This is a genomic window from Lapillicoccus sp., from assembly GCF_036559105.1.
Lineage (GTDB): Bacteria > Actinomycetota > Actinomycetes > Actinomycetales > Dermatophilaceae > Lapillicoccus.
Map to the genome: position 1 here is coordinate 39367 of NZ_DATBTV010000014.1, position 21230 is coordinate 60596.

At 72.4% G+C, this 21230-nt stretch carries 25 protein-coding genes and 1 pseudogene; 6 read left to right on the top strand and 20 right to left on the bottom strand.

What is annotated here, in order from left to right:
• Positions 1–108: 108 nt before the first annotated feature.
• Genes VIG79_RS01355 through VIG79_RS01365 form a run of 3 tightly spaced genes read right to left on the bottom strand, consistent with a single transcriptional unit; the run spans position 109 to position 1024 of the window.
• Entirely contained in the window at positions 109–522 is a 414-nt protein-coding gene (locus VIG79_RS01355) for an Rv3654c family TadE-like protein (RefSeq protein ID WP_331881143.1), read from the bottom strand.
• Positions 519–839, bottom strand: coding sequence for a TadE family type IV pilus minor pilin (locus VIG79_RS01360; protein ID WP_331881146.1), 321 nt, complete (start codon positions 837–839; stop codon positions 519–521). Before VIG79_RS01360 ends, VIG79_RS01355 begins: the two co-directional genes overlap by 4 nt.
• A gap of 47 nt (positions 840–886) precedes the next feature.
• Positions 887–1024 (bottom strand): DUF4244 domain-containing protein, encoded by a 138-nt coding sequence (locus VIG79_RS01365; protein ID WP_331881148.1) that lies wholly within the window; start codon positions 1022–1024, stop codon positions 887–889.
• A gap of 393 nt (positions 1025–1417) precedes the next feature.
• Here VIG79_RS01365 and VIG79_RS01370 point away from each other — a divergent pair, with 393 nt between their 5' ends.
• Positions 1418–1678, top strand: coding sequence for a hypothetical protein (locus VIG79_RS01370; RefSeq protein WP_331881150.1), 261 nt, complete (start codon positions 1418–1420; stop codon positions 1676–1678).
• A gap of 131 nt (positions 1679–1809) precedes the next feature.
• Here VIG79_RS01370 and VIG79_RS01375 read toward each other — a convergent pair whose 3' ends face one another.
• From VIG79_RS01375 to pcaH, 9 genes and pseudogenes are all read right to left on the bottom strand, one after another.
• Positions 1810–2463, bottom strand: coding sequence for a class I SAM-dependent methyltransferase (locus VIG79_RS01375; protein ID WP_331881153.1), 654 nt, complete (start codon positions 2461–2463; stop codon positions 1810–1812).
• Positions 2460–3131, bottom strand: a complete 672-nt coding sequence (locus VIG79_RS01380) for a 3-oxoacid CoA-transferase subunit B (RefSeq protein ID WP_331881155.1) — start codon at positions 3129–3131, stop codon at positions 2460–2462. The genes VIG79_RS01375 and VIG79_RS01380 overlap by 4 nt, the downstream gene beginning before the upstream one ends.
• Complete coding sequence (locus tag VIG79_RS01385; protein WP_331881158.1) at positions 3128–3847, bottom strand: 3-oxoacid CoA-transferase subunit A; 720 nt, start codon at positions 3845–3847, stop codon at positions 3128–3130. Before VIG79_RS01385 ends, VIG79_RS01380 begins: the two co-directional genes overlap by 4 nt.
• Positions 3847–5046, bottom strand: coding sequence for a thiolase family protein (locus tag VIG79_RS01390; RefSeq protein ID WP_331881160.1), 1200 nt, complete (start codon positions 5044–5046; stop codon positions 3847–3849). Before VIG79_RS01390 ends, VIG79_RS01385 begins: the two co-directional genes overlap by 1 nt.
• Complete coding sequence (pcaC, locus tag VIG79_RS01395) at positions 5046–5462, bottom strand: 4-carboxymuconolactone decarboxylase (protein ID WP_331881298.1); 417 nt, start codon at positions 5460–5462, stop codon at positions 5046–5048. The genes VIG79_RS01390 and pcaC overlap by 1 nt, the downstream gene beginning before the upstream one ends.
• A gap of 57 nt (positions 5463–5519) precedes the next feature.
• A pseudogene (locus VIG79_RS01400) lies at positions 5520–6284 on the bottom strand (alpha/beta fold hydrolase); the annotation flags it as partial.
• Positions 6281–7522, bottom strand: a complete 1242-nt coding sequence (locus VIG79_RS01405; RefSeq protein ID WP_331881162.1) for a lyase family protein — start codon at positions 7520–7522, stop codon at positions 6281–6283. The pseudogene VIG79_RS01400 and the gene VIG79_RS01405, both read right to left, overlap by 4 nt.
• Positions 7519–8076 carry a protocatechuate 3,4-dioxygenase subunit alpha gene (pcaG, locus tag VIG79_RS01410; RefSeq protein WP_414672560.1) on the bottom strand — a complete coding sequence of 186 codons (558 nt, stop codon included), beginning with the start codon at positions 8074–8076 and terminating at the stop codon, positions 7519–7521. The genes VIG79_RS01405 and pcaG overlap by 4 nt, the downstream gene beginning before the upstream one ends.
• Positions 8073–8864 (bottom strand): protocatechuate 3,4-dioxygenase subunit beta, encoded by a 792-nt coding sequence (pcaH, locus tag VIG79_RS01415; RefSeq protein ID WP_331881166.1) that lies wholly within the window; start codon positions 8862–8864, stop codon positions 8073–8075. Before pcaH ends, pcaG begins: the two co-directional genes overlap by 4 nt.
• 70 nt (positions 8865–8934) lie before the next feature.
• Between pcaH and VIG79_RS01420 the strand changes: the two genes are divergently transcribed.
• Positions 8935–9693, top strand: coding sequence for an IclR family transcriptional regulator (locus VIG79_RS01420; protein ID WP_331881169.1), 759 nt, complete (start codon positions 8935–8937; stop codon positions 9691–9693).
• 19 nt (positions 9694–9712) lie between these two features.
• On the opposite strand, the gene VIG79_RS01425 is transcribed toward VIG79_RS01420, so the two are convergent.
• On the bottom strand, positions 9713–10744 hold the full coding sequence (locus tag VIG79_RS01425; protein WP_331881171.1) for a LacI family DNA-binding transcriptional regulator: 1032 nt from the start codon (positions 10742–10744) through the stop codon (positions 9713–9715).
• A 111-nt stretch (positions 10745–10855) separates the two neighbouring features.
• Here VIG79_RS01425 and VIG79_RS01430 point away from each other — a divergent pair, with 111 nt between their 5' ends.
• Genes VIG79_RS01430 through VIG79_RS01440 form a run of 3 tightly spaced genes read left to right on the top strand, consistent with a single transcriptional unit; the run spans position 10856 to position 15017 of the window.
• Positions 10856–12244, top strand: coding sequence for an MFS transporter (locus VIG79_RS01430; protein WP_331881173.1), 1389 nt, complete (start codon positions 10856–10858; stop codon positions 12242–12244).
• A gap of 42 nt (positions 12245–12286) precedes the next feature.
• A complete protein-coding gene (locus VIG79_RS01435; protein WP_331881176.1) occupies positions 12287–13168 on the top strand; it encodes a shikimate dehydrogenase in 882 nt (293 codons plus the stop codon).
• Positions 13169–13175: 7 nt separating this feature from the next.
• Positions 13176–15017 carry a sugar phosphate isomerase/epimerase and 4-hydroxyphenylpyruvate domain-containing protein gene (locus VIG79_RS01440; RefSeq protein ID WP_331881179.1) on the top strand — a complete coding sequence of 614 codons (1842 nt, stop codon included), beginning with the start codon at positions 13176–13178 and terminating at the stop codon, positions 15015–15017.
• 19 nt (positions 15018–15036) lie between these two features.
• Here VIG79_RS01440 and VIG79_RS01445 read toward each other — a convergent pair whose 3' ends face one another.
• On the bottom strand, positions 15037–15375 hold the full coding sequence (locus tag VIG79_RS01445) for an Lsr2 family protein (protein WP_331881181.1): 339 nt from the start codon (positions 15373–15375) through the stop codon (positions 15037–15039).
• A gap of 82 nt (positions 15376–15457) precedes the next feature.
• Positions 15458–16018 (bottom strand): aldolase/citrate lyase family protein, encoded by a 561-nt coding sequence (locus VIG79_RS01450; RefSeq protein ID WP_331881301.1) that lies wholly within the window; start codon positions 16016–16018, stop codon positions 15458–15460.
• Between VIG79_RS01450 and VIG79_RS01455 the strand changes: the two genes are divergently transcribed.
• Complete coding sequence (locus VIG79_RS01455) at positions 15902–16351, top strand: hypothetical protein (protein WP_331881310.1); 450 nt, start codon at positions 15902–15904, stop codon at positions 16349–16351. The genes VIG79_RS01450 and VIG79_RS01455 overlap by 117 nt on opposite strands.
• Here VIG79_RS01455 and VIG79_RS01460 read toward each other — a convergent pair.
• The 5 genes from VIG79_RS01460 to VIG79_RS01480 all read right to left on the bottom strand — a co-directional run bounded on the left by VIG79_RS01460 (position 16333) and on the right by VIG79_RS01480 (position 21194).
• Positions 16333–16740 (bottom strand): type II secretion system F family protein, encoded by a 408-nt coding sequence (locus VIG79_RS01460; RefSeq protein WP_331881184.1) that lies wholly within the window; start codon positions 16738–16740, stop codon positions 16333–16335. The two genes, VIG79_RS01455 and VIG79_RS01460, sit on opposite strands and share 19 nt — an antisense overlap.
• 239 nt (positions 16741–16979) lie before the next feature.
• Positions 16980–17486, bottom strand: coding sequence for a hypothetical protein (locus tag VIG79_RS01465; RefSeq protein ID WP_331881186.1), 507 nt, complete (start codon positions 17484–17486; stop codon positions 16980–16982).
• A gap of 386 nt (positions 17487–17872) precedes the next feature.
• The gene (locus VIG79_RS01470; protein ID WP_331881189.1) at positions 17873–19069 is read right to left on the bottom strand and encodes a TadA family conjugal transfer-associated ATPase; all 1197 of its coding nucleotides are present in this window, start codon (positions 19067–19069) and stop codon (positions 17873–17875) included.
• Entirely contained in the window at positions 19066–19845 is a 780-nt protein-coding gene (locus VIG79_RS01475; protein WP_331881192.1) for a hypothetical protein, read from the bottom strand. Before VIG79_RS01475 ends, VIG79_RS01470 begins: the two co-directional genes overlap by 4 nt.
• Before the next feature lie 503 nt (positions 19846–20348).
• Complete coding sequence (locus VIG79_RS01480) at positions 20349–21194, bottom strand: hypothetical protein (protein WP_331881194.1); 846 nt, start codon at positions 21192–21194, stop codon at positions 20349–20351.
• Positions 21195–21230: the final 36 nt, after the last annotated feature.

The following is a 21230-nucleotide window of genomic DNA, read 5'->3' on the forward strand; positions in this document are numbered from 1 at the left end:
AGCCCACGCGCTGGGCGGCCGTTCCATCTGCGCCCCGTCAATCGGACCGCCGCGCCCGTTTCCCTCCGGCCCGCTGCGCCCGTTTCCCTCCGGCCCGCTGCGCCACGGTCATCGTGAGCCTCCGGACCACGCCGGTCCATCCGCTTCGGCCGGTCCGGCGCGTGACCTCGCCGTCGCCGTACCGACTCGCCACACCGTCGCCGGGACCTGGACCACCAGCTCGACCGAGTAGTCCGGGCCGGCCTGACACGACGCGAGACGGCCTCCGTTGCGAGCGGCGAGGGCCGCACCCTCGCCACACGCAGTCGCGGTCGGCTCACCGCGAACGAGAGCGGCGGCCACGGCGAGCGAGGCGAGGTCGGCAGCGGTCTGCGCCCGATGCGCCGCCACGACCGCACTCACCACCCAGAGGGCGCCCACGGTCATCGCGAGCAGCACCCCCACGACCCCCAGCACCAGGACGGTCCCCGACCCACGGTCCCGAACCGCGACCCGCCGAGTCACGGCGACCCGCTGAGTCACGGAACCTCCTCCCGCGCCGCAGTCGCCGACCCCCGCACGGTGACGACCCTCCACCCGGCCAGGTCTCGGCTCGCCGTCACCGATGCCGACACCTCCGGACCAGCCGCAGCGAGCACGACCACGGCACCCGGTGGCCCGGCGGTCGCGGCGAGCGCGCGGGCCGATCCCTCGGCGTCGCCCCGAGCCAGAGCCCGAGCCGCCAGGCGTGCGGCGTCGACGCACCGGACCTGGTCGACACCCACCCGGATGGCCGCCAGGCCGAGCGCGAGCACCATGACGACGACCGGCACTGCGAGCGCGAGCTCGGCCGTGACCATGCCCCGGTCGCGTCGGCCCACGCGGGCTCCCCCACGCCCGAACATCGTCAGCGGGCCGAGCCCAGCGCCGTCGTGATGATGCTGGTCAGCGCGGACACCACCGCACCGGACTTGACCACGGCGAGCAGCACCGCAGCGAAGGCGACCGCCGCGAGGGTGCCCACCGCATACTCCGCCGTGGTCATGCCGGCGGACCTCAGCCGACCGACCTGCCGCCGCCTCGTCCGTCCTCTCGCCCACCCCCGGGCACGCATCCAACCCCGCATCGACATCCCCTCTCGCCATGGCGCCCGACGGGCGCCGGCCGGACCTTCCGGCTGTCTCGCCTCGAGGGTTGCCGAGCGACGACCGCACCACCAGCACGGGAATGCGGAGTGTGGATCATGGGACGAGACGAGCAGACCTTGTGCACATCTCCGGGACTTCCGATGGACAGCGACCGCTCACGGGTCGACGATGAGGACGCTTCGGATTCCCCCAACCTCGGTGGTTGGGGGGCGGGATCCCCCTGCACAGGACGACGGCTGCTGCACCACCCGGCGCCGGTCCTGCCCGCACGAGGCACGGCAGCGCCCCCCGTGGGGGCGCTGTCATCGGCCCGGCGGCTCCGCCTCGGCGCGCACGAGGTTGCCGACCCGTCGTCGCGGGTAGAGGAACCGCATACCCACGACGACGCCGACGACAAGGGCAACGCGATGAGCGACGAGGACACCACAGCGACGACCGGCACCGAGTCGGACCTCCAGCGCGAGGACGGCAGCGGTGAGGGCATCGAGCTGACCACCGGCGAACCGAACACCTTCGAGCCCGAAGAGGATCCGGACGCGGCCGACGGCTGACCCCACGGGCGTATCAAGCGGCCGCGACCGGCCTCCTTCCCGATAGCCACGGAACGTCCACGCGGGCGACGGTAACTCGGGGATTCCCGTCGTCTGCGTGGCCGTGGCGCCAACGTAGAAGCCCGACGTCCTCAGCCCCGACGCACCGCGCAGACAACCGCATCGGTGAGGACGACCTCGTTGCCGTCCGGGTCGAGCGCCGGCCGCGTGGGCGAGGTCGCCGAGACGTCCCAGTCATCAGCAGCCAGACGGCTCGCCTCCTCCTCGGGGGTGAAGAAGAGGTCGTCCGGGTGCGGACGCTGCAACGTCTCGTTGTCCCCGGGGTGATGCCCCACGATCAGCAGCGTGCCACCGGGGCAGACCGCGGCCGCCAGTCGCGCGTGCTGCGGGACGCGCACCGCACTCGGCAGGTGCAGGAAGTGCTCGGTCACCAGGTCGTAGGACGCCGGTTCGGGCGCCCACTCGCGCAGGTCCTGCTGACGCCAGGTGATCCGCTGCGCCGCCACCGGGTCCGCCTCGGCGGCATGCCCCGCCGCCCGTTCCACCGCCACCTTCGACACGTCGACCGCCGTCACGGTCCACCCCTGCTGCGCCAGCCAGATCGCGTCCGCGCCCTCACCGCAACCGATCTCGAGCGCCGTGCCAGGGGTCAGACCCGACACGTTCTCCACGAGCCGCTGGTTCGGCCGACCGCTCCAGAGGGCCTCGGTCGACCCGTAACGGTCGTCCCAGAACTCGGGAGTATGCAGCGTTGTGGGGTCCAGCTCATGGTCGTGGTGTCTCACCCGGGCAGCGTCTCACCCTCGGTCAGGGCAACGTCAACTCGTGTTGCCAGATCGGCAAACGAGATCCCGTAGGTCTCGGAGACCGCCACGCCCTCCGGCCCGATCTGGAAGACGCCGTAGTCGGTGAAGACGCGAGTCACGCAGTGCACCCCGGTCAAGGGGTAGGTGCATTCGGGCACCAGCTTCGCGGTGCCGTCCTTGGCGAACAGCGTCATCATCACGAAGGTCTGCTTGGCCCCGATCGCGAGGTCCATGGCCCCGCCGACGGCGGGAATGGCGTCAGGGGCACCGGTATGCCAGTTGGCCAGGTCGCCGCGCTGGGAGACCTGGAAAGCGCCGAGGACGCAGACGTCGAGGTGACCACCGCGCATCATCGCGAAGGAGTCGGCGTGGTGGAAGTACGAGGCGCCGGGCAGCTCGGTAACGGGGATCTTCCCCGCGTTGGTGAGGTCGGCGTCGATCTCGTCACCCACCGCGGCGGGTCCCATCCCCAGCATCCCGTTCTCGGTGTGCAGGATCACCCCGGCGGCGGGGTCGAGATAGTCGCCGACCATCGTCGGCTGACCGATCCCCAGGTTGACGAACGAACCCGGCGGGATGTCCCGCGCGACCAGCGCCGCCAGCTCCTTGCGGTCGAGGGGCCGGCGCTCGGTGTGCTCGACGGTCATGACGCCTCCGTCCGTGACGGTTCGGGGTTTGATCCTCTCGTGGCCTCGGCCCCGGAGAGGTCGAGGACCCGGTTGACGTAGATCGACGGCGTGACCACATTCTCGGGGTCCAGGTCTCCGACGGGCACGACCCGGGACACCTCCGCGATCGTCAGTGCCGCTGCGGCAGCCATCACGGGGCCGAAGTTGCGGGCGGTCTTGCGGTACACCAGGTTTCCCATCGCGTCGGCCACGTGGGCGTGGACCAGCGCGACATCACCACGGATCGGGAGCTCCAGCACGTAGTCGCGACCGTCGATCGTGCGCGTCTCCTTGCCCTCCGCCAACGGCGTTCCCACCCCCGTCGGAGAGAAGAACGCACCGATACCCGCGCCAGCCGCCCGCATCCGCTCCGCCAGGTTCCCCTGCGGCACCACCTCCAGGTCGACCTCCCCGGCCCGGTACAACCCGTCGAAGACCCACGAGTCCGACTGACGCGGGAACGAACAGATCATCTTCCGCACCCGCCCCGCCGCCAACAGAGCCGCCAACCCGGTGTCACCGTTCCCCGCGTTGTTGGACACCACCGTCAGGTCCGACGCCCCCTGCCGGATCAGGGCATCGATGAGGTCGACCGGCATGCCCGCCATCCCGAACCCACCGACCAGCACCGTCGACCCGTCCGCGATCCCCGCCACGGCCTCGTCCGGGTCGGTGACGACCGACACCCGCGACATCAGGCGTCCTCGTTCTCGAGCACGACCGCGAGGCCCTGGCCGACGCCGATGCAGATCGCCGCGACGCCCCACCGGTGACCCCCGTCGCGCATCCGCTTGACCAGCGTCCCGAGGATGCGGCCGCCCGAGGCCCCCAGCGGATGCCCGATCGCGATCGCGCCCCCCTTGGCGTTGACGATGTCGGGATCAACGCCCCACGCGTCGACACAGGCCAGGGACTGCACGGCGAACGCCTCGTTGAGCTCGACCGCGCCGATGTCCGACCACTCGACTCCCGCCCGCCGCAACGCCCTCTCGGCGGCCTCGACCGGTGCGAACCCGAACATCTGCGGCTCGAGGGCGGCGGCCGCCCGGCCGGCGACCCGAGCCAGCGGTGATCCGCCGATCCGCGACGACGCCGCCCTGGAGCCGAGCACCACAGCGGACGCACCGTCGTTCAGCGGCGAGGCGTTCCCCGCCGTGATGGTCCCCTCGACCCGGAACGACGGCGTTAACGTCGCGAGCCTCTCCACCGAGGTCCCGGGCCGGATCGACTCGTCACGGGTGACCTCCGTCCCCGGCACGGCCACCGTCAGGTCGTCGTAGAACCCCTCGTTCCACGCCGCGTCCGCGAGCTGGTGCGACCGCGTCGCGAACGCGTCCTGCCGCTCCCGCGAGATCGCGAACTTCTCCTGCAGCTGCTCGTTGCACTCCCCCAGCGACGCGGTCCACTCCGCCGGCATCGAGGGGTTCACCAGCCGCCACCCCAGCGTCGTCGACACCGCGGTCACGTCGCCGGCGGGAAACGGCCGGTCCGGCTTGGGCAGCACCCACGGGGCCCGCGTCATCGACTCCACGCCACCGACCAGCACGACGTCGGCGTCCCCGGACTCGACCGTCCGCGATCCGATCATCGCCGCGTCGAGGCTGGAGCCGCACAGCCGGTTGACCGTCGTCGCCGGCAGCGTCACCGGGAGGCCGGACAGCAGCACCGCCATGCGACCCACGTTGCGGTTGTCCTCGCCGGCGCCGTTGGCGTTGCCCCACACGACCTCGCCGACGTCCTGAGGATCCAGGTCCGGCAGCGCCGCCAGCACCCCACGCATCGCCGTCGCCGCCAGGTCGTCCGGGCGGACGCCGGACAGTCCGCCGTTGAACCTGCCGAACGGAGTTCGGACCGCCGCGTAGACGTACGCGGACTCACCGGTGTGGTGCGTCATCAGGACTGCTCCTCGGTTGGAACGGGTTCCGACAGCACGGTCTGCGCCACTCGGAAGGCGGTGTTGGCGTCGGGCACGCCGCAGTAGATCGCGCTCTGGAGGATGACCTCCTTGATCTCGTCGTCGGTCAGCCCGTTGGTGCGTGCGGCTCGCAGGTGCATGGCCAGCTCCTCGTGGTGACCGCGAGCGATGAGCGCGGTGAGGGTGATCATCGAACGGCTCCGGCGGTCGAGGCCCGGCCGCGTCCAGATGGAGCCCCAGGCGTAGCGGGTGATGAGCTCCTGGAAGTCACGAGTGAGGTCGGTGACGCCCGCATTCGCCCGGTCGACGTGGGCGTTGCCCAGGACCGCACGACGGATGGTCATTCCTTGGTCGTACAACGAATCTCCAGTGTTGTCACCAGCGACGTCCGGTATGCCGGTGACCGCCTCCTCGTGCGGTTCCAGGTGCTGGACGAGCAGCTTCACGACGACCGACGGCGCCTCGGCCGGCGGTAGGTGCGCGACCCCTTCGAGGACCACGACCCGGGTGCCCGGGATACCGACGGCGAGTTCCTCCAACAGCGCCGGCGGTGTCGCCACGTCCTCGGAGCCGGCGACCGCGAGGACCGGGACGGTCACCTCGCCCAGGCGGTCACGAACGTCGAACCGGGAGAGCGCCTCGCAGACCTGGGCGTAGCTCTCGTCGTCGGTCTCGCGCAGGGAGTGCAGCAGTGCCGACACGCGCTCCGGCTCGCGTTCGGCGAACCCGTCGGTGAACCATCGCTGCAGCGAGAGCGGCACGAGCGACGCGGTCCCCGAGGCCCGGGCGGCAGCGGCTCGGTCGAGCCAGCCGGGCATCACCCCGAACGCCGCGCTGCTGCAGAGGATCACGGCCGCCCGCACCCGGTCGGGCGCGTCGAGGAGCAGCTGGAGCCCGACCGCCCCACCGGCCGAGTCACCGGCGTAGGCGAACGGTCCGGCCGCCTCTCCGCGCTCCTCCTGGACCGCGTCCACGAGGTCGATGACCGCGGCCGCCAGGTCGGCGACGTCGATCGTCGACCCGTCGGCCGCCGGACTCGCCCCATGTCCGGGAAGGTCCCAGCCGACGAGGTGGAACCGGTCGGCCAGGCCAACGACACAAGGGGCCCACAGGGCGTGGGCCGAGGTCCCGAGCGACGGCCCGAGGACCAGCAGCGGCTTGCGCGCCCCGACCGGTCCGGGATCGCTGAGCTGCGTCCCGATGATGCGCAGGGTCATGCGGACTCCCCAAGATGGCGCCGAGCGCGCCGCAGAGCCGCGTCGATGAGCAGGTCGTTCGCGCCCAGGTAGGCACCGGGCTCGCCGGTGTCGTCGCCGCTGATGGACCGGCGCTCGGCGAGGAGCGAGTTGCGAGCCGTCGCAACGGTTTCGGCCATCCGGTCTACGTTCACCTGTAGACCGGACACCAGCTCCGTGGTCTGCGCCGCGGCCACGACGGTCTGGCGGGCCAGGGTGCGCAGCGTCGCCCACTCGGCGTGCCACGCCCCGTCCGGCCGCTCGTCGACGGCCAGGGCGGCCGCCGTATGCAGTGTGGCGGACAGTCCGGGGGCGGTGATCGCCGCTCGGCGGACCAGCAGCGACAGCACGGGGTTCTGCTTCTGCGGCATCGTCGACGACCCTCCGCGTCCGGTCACGGCCGGCTCCGACAGCTCACCGAGCTCCGGGCGCCCCAGCGTCGCCACATCGGACGCGATCCGGCCCCAGGCGTCGGTCGCCGCCACCAGCGCGTCTCCGACGAGGGTGACCGGTCGTCGCGAGGTGTGCCACGGCGGCCGAGCCCTGAGTCCCAGGGTCGCAGCCAGCCCCTCGGCCGTCGCGACGGCGGCGGCGGCCGGGTCGGCCAGTCCGGCGGCACGGGCGAGTTCGGCCGTCGCGGCCATGGTTCCTGCGGCTCCGCCCACCTGGACGACCAGCGATGCCCGCGCGTCGTCGACCGCGTCGGCGGCGTCGAGAACCCCCGTGAGCCACCCGGACGCCTTGAGCCCGAACGAGATCGGGACCGCGTGCTGGGTCAGGGTCCGCCCGGCCATCACCGTCGACCGGTGCTCGCCGGCGAGCCGCGCGAGCGCAGACCCCTGCTCGTGCAGCTCGCCGTTCACCCGGTCGAGAGTCTCTCGGAGGCAGAGCATCAGCGCCGTGTCGACGACGTCCTGGCTGGTGAGGCCGCGGTGAAGCCACGTCGCCGCCTCGTCGTTGACCTCGCGAGCCCGCCGGCGCAGCAACGACACCAGCGGGATGACGGGATTAGCGCCGGCCTCTGCTGCGGCGGCGATCTCGTCGACGTCCGCCGGTCCGACGAGCCCGGCAAGATCCGCCTTCGCCGCATACGGGGCGATGCCGGCGGAGACCAGGCCGGCCAGCCAGCCCTCCTCGACCTGGACCATCGCCGCGAGGAACGACGTGTCGGAGAAGGTGGCGCCGGCCCGCTCGTCGCCCGGCCAGAAGAGGTCGGTCATTGGCCCGGGTACCGCAGGAACACCGTCTCGGCGTCACCCTGGAGCACCACGTCGAACGCATACCCGTGCTCGTCCGTGCGGCAAACCAGCGTCGCGCGGCGGCCGGCGTCGAGCGACGCGAGCAGCGGCTCGTCGGCCAACGCTTCGGCGTCGTCGGGGAGGTAGGCGCGGGTGAACAGCCGGTTCAACAGGCCGCGCGCGAATACCGTCACTGCGAAGAACGGGGCTCGGCCCGCGTCGGTCGCGCCGGGACGCAACGTGGTGAACACGTAACCACCGTCGGCGTCGGTGGACGCGCGGCCCCAGCCGGTGAACGTCCAGCCGTCCCGGCGCAGCGAACCGTCCTGCTGCACGACGGAACCGTCCGGTGCGGCCTGCCACAGCTCGAGCAGCGCGTCCGGGACACCGACCCCGTTTCCGTCGGTCACCCGACCGTGGAGCCGCACCGCCGACGGGTGCGACAGCGGAACCAGCTCGTTGTCGCGGTCGAACGGCAGCGCATACCCGAAGAACGGCCCGACCGTCTGGCCGGGCGTCGGCACGAGCGAGGTCACGACTCCTCCATCAGGGTCTTCTGGCTTCCGGTAAGAACGATGTCCCATCGGTAGCCCGTCGACCACTCGTGCTGGGTCACGTCGTGGTCGTAGGTCGCCACGAGCCGGTCGCGGGCCTGCTGGTCGGTGATGGCCTGGTAGATCGGGTCGAGCGCGAACAGGGGGTCGCCGGGGAAGTACATCTGGGTGACCATGCGCTGGGTGAAGTCGGTGCCGAACAGCGAGAAGTGGATGTGCGCCGGGCGCCAGGCGTTGTGGTGGTTCTTCCACGGGTACGGCCCCGGCTTGATGGTCTGGAACCGGTAGGTGCCGTCCGGGCCGGTGAGGCAGCGCCCGACACCGGTGAAGTGGGGGTCGAGCGGGGCCGGGTGCTGGTCGCGCTGGTGAACGTAGCGGCCGCCGGCGTTGGCCTGCCAGATCTCGACCAGCTGCCCGGCGACGGGGCGCCCCTGGCCGTCGAGAACCCGGCCGGTCACGATGATCCGCTCGCCCAACGGCTCACCGCCGTCCTGGATGGTGAGATCGGCTTCGAGGGGGCCCACGTCGCGCTGTCCGAAGCACGGGGCCCAGAGCTCGATGGTCTCCGGGTCGGCGTGGTGAAGGTCCTTGGTCGGATGGCGCAGCAGGCTGCTCCGGTAGGGCGCGTAGTCGAGCCGCGGCTGCGTCTCCTCGACGCCGGCGGCCTGGTACGCCGTGGCGATGTCGGCGATCTCCCGGCTCACCTCGGCCTGGGTCGCTGCGGCCGAGTCGGCCGAGTCGGCCGAGTGGGAGGAGACGGTCGTCGTCATGCCGCCACGGTAGGCCCAGGGCCGGGGGCTGCGGCAGGATGGGCTTCCGCTGAGTGGAAGGAAGCGCCTCATGGCCGGGAACACGTCGGCACCGGGGACGACGGTCACCTCCCGCGCGCTCTCGTTGCTCGGCGCCTTCGACCAGCGGCATCGGATGCTCAGCCTCACCGAGCTCGCCACCCGCGCGGGCCTGCCGACGCCGACGGCCCACCGGCTGGTCGGCGAGCTCGTCGAGTGGGGAGCGCTGACCCGTCTGGCCGACGGCCGCTACGCCGTCGGCCGGCGGGTCTGGGACGTCGGCCTGCTGGCCCCGGTCCAGACCGGACTGCGGCAGGCTGCGTCCCCGTTCCTCCACGACGTGTATGCGGCGACGCTCGCCACCGTGCACCTGGCCGTCCGCGACCGCCACCAGGTCCTCTATGTCGAACGGCTCTCGGGACGGGCGTCGGTACCGATCGTCAGCACCGTCGGTTCCCGACTTCCGTTGCACTGCACCGGGGTCGGCAAAGTACTGCTCGCCTTCGCGCCGGAGCCGGTGCAGCGAGAGGTCCTCCGGTCGAGGCTGCGGCGGGTGACCCGGCATACCGTCACGGCGCCCGGACTCCTCGCCGACCAGCTGCGCCGAGTACGGGCCGAGGGGTATGCGACGACGGTCGAGGAGATGAGCCTGGGCGCCTGTTCGGTGGCGGTGCCGATCCGGCAGGGATCGGAGGTCGTCGCGTCCGTGGGCATCGTCGTGCCCAGCCTGCGGCGCGACCGCCCTCGGCTGGTCTCAGCGCTGCAGGTGGCGGCCAGCGGTATCGAACGGAGCATGGGCCGGCCGGCGTGAAGCCGGTGCGCCGGGTCGGCTACGCCGGCTCGAGCCGCCCGACCCGGGCGCGGCCGGTGGAGCCGCGGATCACCAGCTCGGTCGGAGCGACGATCTGCGCGGGCGGCTCCCCGTCGTCGGGCTGCTCCTCCACGAGTGACACGAGCAGGTCGACGGCGGAGCGGCCGGCCTGGTCGGTGCGGTCGCTGAGCGTCGTGAGCGGCGGGTCGCACCAGTCGGACCCGAAGATGTTGTCGAAGCCCACGACGCTGAGCTCGTCGGGGACCCGGACGCCGCGGGACGCCAGCCGCAACAGGACGCCGATGGCCAGCAGGTCGTTGTGGGCGATGACCGCGGTGGCCGCGTCGGACTGGGCCGCCTCCCCCGCCACGTAGCCGCCCTCGATCGACGGCGGGAACGGGCCGACGCGCCGCGCGGTCATCCGCCGCCGCTTGGCCGCCGCACTGATCCCGGCCCAGCGCCGGGCCCCCAGCCACGACTCCGGTGGGCCGGCCAGGAAAAGCACCTCGCGGTGGCCCAGCGACCAGAGGTGCTCGATGATCCGCCGCGTCCCCGACTCCTGGTCGGGGCTGACGCTGGTGACGCCGGGGGTCTGTCGGTTGACGAGAACGACCGGGCGCAGACCGGCGGTCTGGACGATCCGCTGGTCGCTCATCCGGCTCGACACGACGAGGAACCCGTCGACCGACCCGGCCAGCTTCTCCACGATCCGCCACTCGGCCCGGCCCGACTCCTCCGAGCTCCCGATGACGAGGACGTGGCCCGTCGCCGCCGCCTGGCGTTCGGCACCCCGGATCACACCGGCGAAGTACGGGTTGGTGATGTCGGGAAGGACGAGGGCCAGGGTCCGGGTGCGACCACTGCCGAGGGCTCGGGCGACCGGGCTGGGCCGGTAGCCAAGGCGGTTCGCGACCTCGAGGACGTGCTCGCGGGTGACCGCGTTGACCCGGTCCGGACGCGTGACGGCCCGCGACACCGTGGACGGGGCGACCCCGGCGGCTCGCGCCACGTCGGTGATCGTCACGGCTCGCGGGCGGCGGTGCGGGGGCATGTGGCAAATTATGGCAAACGTTTGCCATCACGTCACGGCCGGTTCTACGGTCTCCCCCACGTCCATCGCTGGACACTCCGTCCCGGCGATCCTCGCGAAGGGTTGGCAACGATGCCAGACACGAACTCAGCCGCCGCTGCGGTCCCGACCGACGGGCTCCCCGTCCGGACGCCCAAGAAGGCCGCGATCGCCGCGTGGATCGGCAGCGCGCTGGAGTACTACGACTTCGTCATCTACGGGACAGCGGCCGCGCTGGTGTTCCCGAAGATCTTCTTTCCGTCCGGCGACCCAGTAGCCGCCACCGTCGCGTCCCTCGCGACGTTCGGGGTGGGCTACGTCGCCCGGCCCATCGGGTCGTTCATCATAGGCCACCTCGGTGACCGGTTCGGGCGCAAGCCGGTCCTTATCGGGACGCTGCTGCTCATGGGGCTCTCGACGTTCCTCGTCGGCTGTCTGCCGACCTACGACCAGATCGGCATCCTCGCGCCGATCCTCCTCGTCGTGCTACGCCTCCTCCAGGGACTCTCGGCGGCGGGCGAGCAGGCCGGGGCCAACTCGATGTCCTTCGAGCACGCGCCGGACAACCGGCGCGGGTTCTTCACGAGCTGGACGCTGAGCGGTACTCAGGGTGGCCAGGTGCTCGCCCCGCTCGTGTTCCTGCCGATCGCCGCGCTACCTGAGGCCCAGCTGTTGACCTGGGGCTGGCGGATCCCCTTCCTGCTCAGCGCGATCGTCGTCGGGGTGGGGTACTTCATCCGGCGCCGGCTCGACGAGACGCCAGTCTTCTCGGAGGAGGTCGCGCAGGGCGGGGTCCCGAGGACCCCTCTGTCCATCCTCTTCAAGTACCACTGGCGCAGCGTGCTCCGAGTGATGTTCGCCGCCTTCATCGCGATGATCAACACGCTCTACACGGTCTTCGCGCTCACCTTCGCGACGTCAGCGACCTACGGAAACGGGTTCTCCTCGACCTTCATGCTGTGGATCGCCATCGTGGCCAACCTCATCGCGATCGCCATCATCCCGTTCTGGGCCGGGCTCTCCGACAAGGTCGGCCGCAAACCGATCTTCGTCACCGGCGCCATCGGCTCCGCGATCCTCGCGGTGGCTTACCTCGCGGCCATCGCCTCCAAGAACGGCGTCCTGGTCTGGACCGTCGGCCTGCTCCTCGCCGGCGTGGTCTACAGCATGACTAACGCGGTCTGGCCAGCCACCTATGCGGAGTACTTCCCGACCAGTGTCCGACTCTCCGGTATGGCCATCGGCACCCAGTTCGGATTCGGTCTGGCCGGGTTCACCCCGACCATCGCGGCCGCGCTCGCGGGGACCGGTAGCGACGGCTGGAGCCGGGTCGCCATCTTCGCCGCCGGCGCCTGTGCCATCTCGGCGATCGCCGTGGCCACCGGTCCCAAGAAGACCCACCTCATCCCCACGACCGAGCTCGGTCAACGTCGGGAGTCGGCGCGTACCGTCGGAACCACCGGCGCCCTCAGCGCCAGCTGAGCCGGTCGTCCGCCGCATACCGATCCGAGAGGGGCTGTCTCGATGACCACCACGTCGTTCGTGGTCGGGCTCCTCGGCGACAACATCGGCGGCTCGCTGGCGAAACCCTTGCAGGAGGGCGAGGGGGAGGCCCAGGGCCTCTCCCTCGCCTACCGGCTGCTGGACGCGACGCATACCGGCCTCGGCCTGGACGACACCGCCGACGTGATCCGCTGGGTGGAGCGGCTGGGGTTCGACGGGCTGGCGGTCACGCACCCGTTCAAGAACGCGATGATGGCCCACGTCGACGAGGCGAGCCCGGAGGCGCAGGCGCTGGGCGCGTCGAACCTCGTGGTCATCCGGGACGGCCGGAGCATCGGCCACAACACCGACTGGGTCGGCTTCGCCGAGGCGCTGCGGGCGACGTTGCCCGAGGCGCTCGGCGACCGGATGGTCCTCCTCGGTGCCGGTGGCGCGGGGGTGGCGGTCGGCTACGGTGCGCTGCGCTATGGCGCCGCGCACCTCGACATCGTCGACCAGAACGGCGACCGTGCCGCCGCGGTGGCCGCCCGGCTGGGCGCGTTGGTCGGGGCCGACCGGGTGTCGTCGACCACCGACCTGGCCGCCGCGCTCCGCGACGCCGGCGGCCTCATCCAGGCGACGCCCGTCGGGATGGACGCGCATCCCGGGCTACCTCTCGACCCCGCCCTGCTGCAACCGGACCAGTGGGTGGCCGACATCATCTACTTCCCGCTCGAGACCGAGCTGGTGCACCGCGCCCGCGCCGCCGGCTGCCGGGTGATGACCGGTGGGGCCATGGCGGTCCACCAGCACGCCGCGGCCTTCCGGCTGCTCACCGGGCGGGACGCCGACATCCGGCGGATGCAGGAGCACTTCGAGTCGCTCACCGGACAGCACGTGGCCCTCAGCCACCGCACGGGTTAGGGACGCCGTGCGCAAGAGCATCGCGACGGTCTCGGTTTCGGGGACGCTCGAGGACAAGCTCGAGGCCATCGCGGCTGCGCACTTCGCGGGGATCGAGCTGTTCGACGCCGACCTGACCGCGTCGGTCATGAGGGCCGAGGACGTCGCAGCACGCTGCCGCGACCTCGGGCTGGCCATCGACCTCTTCCAGCCGCTGCGCGACGTCGTGGGTGTCTCGCCGGCCCTCTTCCCCGACCGCCTACGGTTCGCCGAGGCGAAGTTCGAGGTCATGGAGCGGCTCGGTGCCACTCGGACCCTCCTCTGCTCGGCCGTCCACCCGGAGGCGAGTCCGGACCTCGACCTGGCCGCTGAGCAGCTGGCGACCGTGGGCCGACGCGCCGCCGACCACGGGTTCACCCTGGCGTTCGAGGCGCTCGCCTGGGGGACGTGCATCAACCGGCTCCAGGAGGCCTGGCAGGTCGTCGACACCGCCGGCATGCCCGAGGTCGGGCTGGCCGTGGACACCTTCCACCTGCTCGCCCGGGGCGACGACGCGACCGCGCTGGCCGGCATCCCCGGGGACCGGATGGAGTACCTCCAGGTCGCCGACGCGCCGTACAAGGCCATGGACGTGCTCGAGTGGAGCCGACACCACCGGTGCTTCCCCGGCCAGGGATCGCTCGACGTGGTGGGGATCGTCGCGGCGGTGGTCGAGGCGGGATACCGCGGGCCGCTGTCCCTGGAGGTGTTCAACGACATCGTCCGGGAGGCCGAGCCGCACGAGACCGCGCGCGACGCTATGCGGTCCCTGCTGTTCCTCGAGGAGCAGCTGCGCCGGCACTGGGACGGCGACCGTACGGGCGGCTCGCCCTCGTCACCCGGTCCGCGAACCCGGCCGCTGGTGGAGCTGTTCGACCCACCCGTCGAGCCGTCGTGCCCGACGGCTGCGTTCGTCGAGATCGCCGCTGACCCGAGGTCGAGCGCGGTACCGGACCTGTTGGTGTCGCTGGGCTTTCAGCCGGTCTCCGGTGAGGATGACGCGTTGCGGACGTTCCGCAATGGTGGGGCCCGCGTGGTCCTCGACGGCCGTTCGGACCTCCAGGTTCGTCGGGCGACAGCGCTCCCCCGTCCGTCGGTGACCGCGCTGGGAATCGCGGTCGACGACCCGACACGGTTGATGGCGCGGGCGGAGGCGCTGAACTGGGAGCCGGCCGCCCGCCACGGCGGTGCGCCGGAGTTCACGGTGACCAGCCCGACGGGGGTCACGGTGCAGGTTGTCCCGGCAGACCAGGACCGCACGGCGGGAGCCGACGGCTGGCTGGGGATCGACCACGTCGGCGCGGCCGTGGACGTGGACCGCTCCGACGCCGAGGTCTCGTTCTACCGGACCCTCTTCGGGCTGCGCCCCGGTCCGGTCTCGGAGTTCTTCGACCCGGCGGGGCGCTTGCGCAGCCGGGTGCTGCTGCCTCGCGAGGACGGCGTGCGGGTCGTCCACAACATCGTCGTGCGGGCCGGCCGCGCCCCGACCGGGGTCAACCAGGTGGCGTTCGCGTGCACCGACCTGGTGGACCGGGTCGAGGGTATGCGTGCGGCCGGTGCGCCGCTGCTGACATTCCCGGACGGGTACTACGACGACCTCCAGGCGCGGCTGGGCCTCGACGCCCTCCTGCTCGACCGGCTCCGTCGCCTCGGGGTGCTCTACGACCGTGACGGCAAGGGCGAGCTGTTCCACGTCTACACGCCCCTGGTCGCGGGGCGGTTCTACGTGGAGGTGCTGGAGCGGCGCGGTGGCTACTCCGGTTTCGGGGCGGCGAACACCCCGGTCCGGCTGGCGATGCAGGCGTCGGCGCCGTGGGTCGGGCTGTCTTGACCGACGGCCTCAGCTGCCGTCAGTGGGCGGCGTCGTACGCGTCGACCAGGCTCTTCGGGAGCCGGCCCCGCTTCGGGTAGTCGAGACCTTGCTCCGCCGCCCATCGCTTCATGTTGCCGATCCGCTCGGCGTGATGCTGCGACGAGCCGGAACCCGACCGAGCGGGTCGGGCTCGCCCGGCCTTCGTCGCGTGCTCGACGTACATCGCGATGGCCTTGTCGAACCCGGCGGCCTCCTTGGCCGTCAGGTCGATCGTGTAGTCGACGCCCTTGTAGCTGAAGGCGACCGACTCCCCTCCTGCCTCCGCCTCGTCCCCCGAGAGATCGGAGATGAGGATCGTTCGCACTCGCTGCGCCATGCGCCGCAGAATAGGACGAGGCGCTGCGAAATCGGGTCCGACTCGCCCGCCGCCCTCGAGGACCCGACGGCGGATCTCCTGGTCAGGAGAAGAGCTCGGCGATCCCGCGGCGCAGCGCCGACACGTCGGTGTCGACGGCCACCAGGTCGAGCGTCGGCGCCAGCGCGAGCAGGTCGGGACGTCCGGTGAACATGCCGACGATCTTGCCGGTCGACCGGACGGTCTCGACCACGGAGGCGATCGCCGTCATCACCGGTTCCTCGCCGGGCTTGCACCCCAGCGACATCGACAGGTCGTACGGGCCGATGAAGATCCCGTCGACCCCGTCGACGGTCGCAATGTCCGCCGCGTGGTGGAGGCCGACCGCCGTCTCCACCATCGGGAGGAGCAACGCTTCGCCGACATCGGTGACGCCGAGCGCCGTGCGCGCCGCGCCCGTGCTCCGGCCACCAGCCGGGGGGAGGCGAATCGCGCGGACCAGGGCGGCCGCCTCGTCGGCCGACTCGACGCCGGGCACGATGACGCCGTGGACACCGGCGTCCACCATCCTGCCGATCGCGTCAGCCGCATGGGACGCCATGCGGGGAAACACTGGCAGTCCCGCGCGTGCGGCCACTCGGAGAAGCGGGATGACATCGGCCAGGTTCAGGTCGCCGTGCTGGAGGTCCAGTCCGAGCCAGTCGATGCCGCCCGCCTGATCACCGCCCGCCTGATCACCGCCCGCCGGATGATCGCTCGCCGGAGCACCGCCTGCCTTGTTGTTGCCGTAGGCCGTGCCGCCGAGGGGAAGTCCACCGAGCGCGGCCTCCAGGCCGTACGCGGACAGGAAGCTCACCCAGAGCCCGCGCCGGGCGCTCGGGAGACGATCGACGGCAGCGGTACGCAGAGCGGAGACCAGATCGGAGGCAGCCACGTCCCGACGATCTCACGCTCCGTCGAGACGTGGCGGACCGCGGCTCACGACGCCAGCACCTGACGAGCGAGGGCGAGGACGACCGGCACGATCGTCGTCAGGACGAAGGCGGGCAGGAAGGCTACCCCCAGGGGGACGACGAGCCGGACGCCGAGCCGGGCGGCCGCAACGTCGATGTCCGCGAGCCGGTTCGACCGGAGGTCGTCGGCACCGGAGAGGAGCAGCGACGACGGCGCCACGCCAGCCTCCCGCGCCAGTCGCATCGCCAGTGCTGCGCGCGACCACCTGGGGCTCACCTCGGCCCAGGCCCACTCCTCGTCCAGGCCCCACCTCAGCGCCGCCGCCACCACGCCGAGCTCGGCGGCGGGCACCGGCGGAGCCACGTGCGCGACGTGCTCGATCCCTTCGACGACGCCGCATCCGGACTGGAGCGCGACGGCCATGAGGACCATCGATGCCGCAACCTCCTCGGGGGTCGGCGCCCGAGCGCGAGGGCGCCCAGCGAGGTGTGCCCACCCGCCGCGGCTTCGCCACCGGGGTGAATCCGGATCAGCTATCGGCGAGCTCGGCTGGTTCCGGGAGACGAGCGCGGCGAGCGCGGCCGCCCCATCCCGTTCGCGGCGGCGTCGCGCCACGACCAGCAGGAACGCGCCTGCCAGGAGCAGGGCGAGACCCAGGGTCAGTCTCGACGTCACGACGACTCGGATCTCGGCCTCATGGTCCGTCCGCGAAGGCCTGGAGCTCCGTGCCGCTTCGGACGGCGCGACTCGACGGTGACGGCCCGGATCATCCGGCCGGCCCACAGCCGACCGATGAGGAGCACGGCGAGACCAACGGCGAGCGACATGGCTCCCGCCGGTTCGGTGTAGAGGTCCCCCGGAGAGACACCGACCGCGATCGCCACGAAGGGGCCGGCCAGGGGGAGGGCGGTGAGGACTCCCATCGTGGCTCGAGGCCCGGCCACCACGGCGGCGATGCGCTGTCGGACCGACCGGCGTCGACGGACAACATCGGACACCGTCGCCACCGTGGGTGCCAATGGCGAACCCAACGTCTCGCAGAGCGACCAGGCCGCCGCGACCAGGCGGAGGTCGTCGGACCTCAGCGCCTCCGCGTAGGCGGACCACACGGGAGCGATGGCCTCGCCGCGCTGCGCGGCCAGGCCCAGTGCGTTTGCCGTCCCGCCACGGCCACCCATCGATCCGCCACCGCCACTTCTCGACCCGCCACGGCCACCGAGCGATCCGCCACGGCCACCGAGCGATCCGCCGGAAACCCCGGACGGTCCACTGGTCGTTCCACCCTCGGAAAAGGGACTCGAGGCAATCAGCCGCAGCGCCGTCGCCGGCGGCAGTCCGGCCCGGAGTGCCGGTGCGAGAGCGTCAAGGAGATCCAGCGCCTCCGCCTCGGCTTCCACCGGCGACCCACGGGGGCGTCCCGGTCGTCTCGCCTCTGCTGTCCCCCCGACCAGCCCGGAAGCGGCAGGCGGACGAGGAGCTGCCGACAGCACGTCGGGTCTGTTCCCGTCAGCCCGCAACACCAACCAGGTGGCCACCGCGAGCAGCAGCGCCACCACCAGTGCGGTCACGACGACCCCCCGATGGCCTCGATCGACCTGGCGTCACCTGTCGTACCCAGAAGGGCCGAGAGTCGCGGCCACCCTGGGCCGCAGGGCGAGCCGTCTCGATCGGTCGAGAGGGCGGCCAACACCTCGGGTCGCCCGTCGGGACCTCGAACCACCACGCCGACCGTCTCGACCTGACGCCGCACCGCCCCCTCCGCGGTCCGGCGGCCGACGTGCACCACGACGTCCACGGCACTGGCGAGCTGAGCATGCACCGCTGCGGGCGACATGCCCGCCAGTGCCCCGAGCGCCTCGAACCGCGCCACGACGTCGCCGGCGCTATTGGCGTGCATCGTGCCGCAGCCACCCTCGTGCCCGGTGTTGAGGGCCGCCAGCAGCTCACGGACCTCGGGCCCGCGCGCCTCCCCGAGGACCAGTCGGTCCGGACGCATCCGCAGCGCCTGCCGGACCAGCGTGGTCAGCGTCACCTCACCGGCTCCCTCCACGTTGGCCGGTCGGGCCTCCAGGCGGACGACCTGCGGCTGGTCGACGCTGAGCTCGCGGACGTCCTCCACGACGATCACCCGTTCCGCCGCCGACGCCTCGCCGAGGAGCGCCCCCAGCAATGTGGTCTTGCCCACGCCGGTGCCGCCGGACACGACGAAGGCCACCCGCCGGCGCACGAGCTGCCGCAGCAGCCCGGCCCAGCCCGACGGGAACATCGACCGTGCCTCCAGCTCCGCCAGGGTCATCGCGGTCCTGGCCGGTATCCGCAGCGTCACATGCGGACCGTCGGCCACGAGCGGCGGCAGGATCGCGTGCAGTCGGACGCCGGAGGGCAGCACCCCGTCCACGTACGGCGAGGTCTCGTCCAGCCGACGACCCGCGAGCCCGGCCAGGCGGACCGCCAGTCGGCGGACCGCGTCGGGACCGCCGACGTCGACGTCCACCCGGACCAGACCGGCGCCCACGTCGACCCAGACCGAACCGTCCCCGTTGACCGCCACGTCGGTGACCTCGGGTAGTTCCAACAGTGGCTCCAGCGGTCCGGCGCCGAGGAGCTGTGCCTGCAGCGATCCCCGCAACGCGGCCGCACCGCCCAGTCCGTCGGTGGCGACGTCCCTCTCGGCGACGGTGGCGAGGTTCTGAGGCTCGGGCCGACGACCACCGCGGATCTGCTCCCACGCCGGAGCCGGCAGCCCGGGAGAGACGGTCACGCCGCACCCCGGCGGTCGAGCAGCACCCAGCCGAGGATCTCGTCGGCGGTTCGCACGGTCGGGCCGCTCGCCCGCGAGCCCGGAGCCACGCCGTGGACGAGGTCGGCAACCAGGCCACGGTCGTCCTCCAGCGCACAGAGCACCGGCCAGCGCAGCTCCGACTCCACCACCCGGGCCACCGGACCGGCGCTCGCCGACGGGCCGCGCAGGCACACGCCCATCTCGACGCCGACCCGACCGCCCCCGGCCGCCAGTAGGCCCGACACGACCGACAGGGCCGCGAGCTGGCTCATCCCGTCCCCCGCGACGACGAGCACCCGGTCAGCGACGGACAGGGCAGCGACGGCCACCGTGCCTCCGGCGGCACTCGCGTCCACCACGACCAGGGCGCACTCCGCGACGAGCCCGGCCACCACCGCGTCGGCCACCTCCGCAGCGGGTTCGGAACCGTCCCGCCCGAACGACAGCACCCGCACGCCGTCCACCGACGGCAGCCGCACGAGCAGGGCCCGGCCGTCCGCGGAACCGACCAGTCGGTAGAGGTCGGGCCATCGGACCCCGCTCTCCTGCTCCGCGCCGAGGATCACGTCGAGCCCACCGCCCAGCGGACAGCCGTCGAGGAGCACGACTTCGGTGCCCGCCCGCGAAGCCCGCACCGCGACCGCTGTCGCGAGCGACGAGGCGCCCACCCCGCCGGAGGCCCCGACGACGACGAGGAGCGCGTGCCCCCCACCCACCGCGAGCGAACCCGCAACCGACCCCCCGACCGAACCCACGACCCGAAACCCCCGACCGGCCCGCCCCTCGGGCCCAGGACCACCCTCGGCCGACGCCCATCCATCGGGTAAGCCCCGGCTCGAGCCTGTGGACCGCGGGACAGAACGTCCACACCGTGTGGACAACGACACCGGGGCGACGGCCAGCGGCTGTCGACGCTCCCCGACCCACACCCGGGTGTGGTCACCTCTCCTACGTGGCGCCGCTCGCGCCGACCTCGACGTCCGACCACAAAAGTGATGGCACCTCAGCTCCTGAGAGGTGAGGCGCCATCACGACCGTCTGGCGGCGCGGGTGACCAGAGCGTGCATTCAGTGGTTTGTCGCCGAGGGGTGAACCCAATGACGATCTGCCCATCAGTGGACTGCCTCGCGTGGGTGCCCGGTCGCCGGACGGTGGTCTGTAGTTGTTCCTCTGTTGTACTCGCCCACACCGCGACCCGCCAGACCGCTCGGCGCATGGCCACGGGATCGTCAACAAGCCCCCGCAAGCCACGAAGGCCTCAGGAAAGCCGTCCCGCCCGCACGGCGGCGCAGACGCGCATACCCTCCTCGGCGCCGGCCACCACCGCGTCGGCGCAGTGCCGCAGCCAGAGCGCCACCCCGTCCGCCGTCCCCGTCGCGTACGCCGCCAGCGCCCCGACGTACGGCGCCAGACCACCCCGGAGGTGCCCCACCTCGGGGACGGCCACCCCCGTCGGGTCCAGCCCGGTGGCCTGGACGAGGGCCCGCTCCACCGCGCGTGCCACGACCCCGTTGCCCTGCACGAACGGCCGGACCGCCGCCACCTCGGCGTGCACGACCGCCGCGACCACCAGCCCGGACACCCCCGGCGACCCGACCACCTGCAGCATCTGCGTGACCCCCGCCAGCCGGGCCGCCACCTCACCCGCCCCCGGTGCGCCGCCGACGTCCCTCAGCTCCCGCGCCATCTCCCCCGCGTGCCGCGGACGGCCCACCTGGTTCGCCGGGAGGACCCCGGCCATGGCGGCCACGTGCAGCCGGGCCAGCGCCTGCCACGGCGCCGAGAGGACGAGACCCACGACGTGCTCCGACTCCGCCGTCGCCTGCACCGCGCCGCGCACGACCAGGTCGACCGCGTCGGACCCAGCCGGTCCGAGGCTCCCCACCATCAACGCCCGGACCCGGTCGACCGGCACCTCCGCCCCGTCCAGCGCCGAGCTCGCCCTCGCACCGCGGACCCGGGACTCGGCCGCCGCCTCAGGCATCCGCCGCCGCAGCGCCTCCTCGAACCGCAGCCGCGTGCACGCCTCCCGCGCAGCCTCGCTGCCGTCCGCGACGCCGGGCAGATCACTCAGCGCGCGGAGCCGGGCGGCGATGTCGGGCACGGCCTCACCGTATGCGTCCACCCCCAGTCGGCCGCC

Excerpts from the sequence above, each read along its gene's own strand:
- VIG79_RS01360 (WP_331881146.1), bottom strand. The coding sequence starts at position 839 with ATGGTCACGGCCGAGCTCGCGCTCGCAGTGCCGGTCGTCGTCATGGTG.
- VIG79_RS01365 (WP_331881148.1), bottom strand. The coding sequence starts at position 1,024 with ATGACCACGGCGGAGTATGCGGTGGGCACCCTCGCGGCGGTCGCCTTC.
- VIG79_RS01380 (WP_331881155.1), bottom strand. The coding sequence starts at position 3,131 with ATGACCGTCGAGCACACCGAGCGCCGGCCCCTCGACCGCAAGGAGCTG.
- VIG79_RS01385 (WP_331881158.1), bottom strand. The coding sequence starts at position 3,847 with ATGTCGCGGGTGTCGGTCGTCACCGACCCGGACGAGGCCGTGGCGGGG.
- VIG79_RS01390 (WP_331881160.1), bottom strand. The coding sequence starts at position 5,046 with ATGACGCACCACACCGGTGAGTCCGCGTACGTCTACGCGGCGGTCCGA.
- VIG79_RS01405 (WP_331881162.1), bottom strand. The coding sequence starts at position 7,522 with ATGACCGACCTCTTCTGGCCGGGCGACGAGCGGGCCGGCGCCACCTTC.
- pcaH (WP_331881166.1), bottom strand. The coding sequence starts at position 8,864 with ATGACGACGACCGTCTCCTCCCACTCGGCCGACTCGGCCGACTCGGCC.
- VIG79_RS01420 (WP_331881169.1), top strand. The coding sequence starts at position 8,935 with ATGGCCGGGAACACGTCGGCACCGGGGACGACGGTCACCTCCCGCGCG.
- VIG79_RS01425 (WP_331881171.1), bottom strand. The coding sequence starts at position 10,744 with ATGCCCCCGCACCGCCGCCCGCGAGCCGTGACGATCACCGACGTGGCG.
- VIG79_RS01430 (WP_331881173.1), top strand. The coding sequence starts at position 10,856 with ATGCCAGACACGAACTCAGCCGCCGCTGCGGTCCCGACCGACGGGCTC.
- VIG79_RS01435 (WP_331881176.1), top strand. The coding sequence starts at position 12,287 with ATGACCACCACGTCGTTCGTGGTCGGGCTCCTCGGCGACAACATCGGC.
- VIG79_RS01445 (WP_331881181.1), bottom strand. The coding sequence starts at position 15,375 with ATGGCGCAGCGAGTGCGAACGATCCTCATCTCCGATCTCTCGGGGGAC.
- VIG79_RS01460 (WP_331881184.1), bottom strand. The coding sequence starts at position 16,740 with ATGGTCCTCATGGCCGTCGCGCTCCAGTCCGGATGCGGCGTCGTCGAA.
- VIG79_RS01465 (WP_331881186.1), bottom strand. The coding sequence starts at position 17,486 with ATGGGTGGCCGTGGCGGGACGGCAAACGCACTGGGCCTGGCCGCGCAG.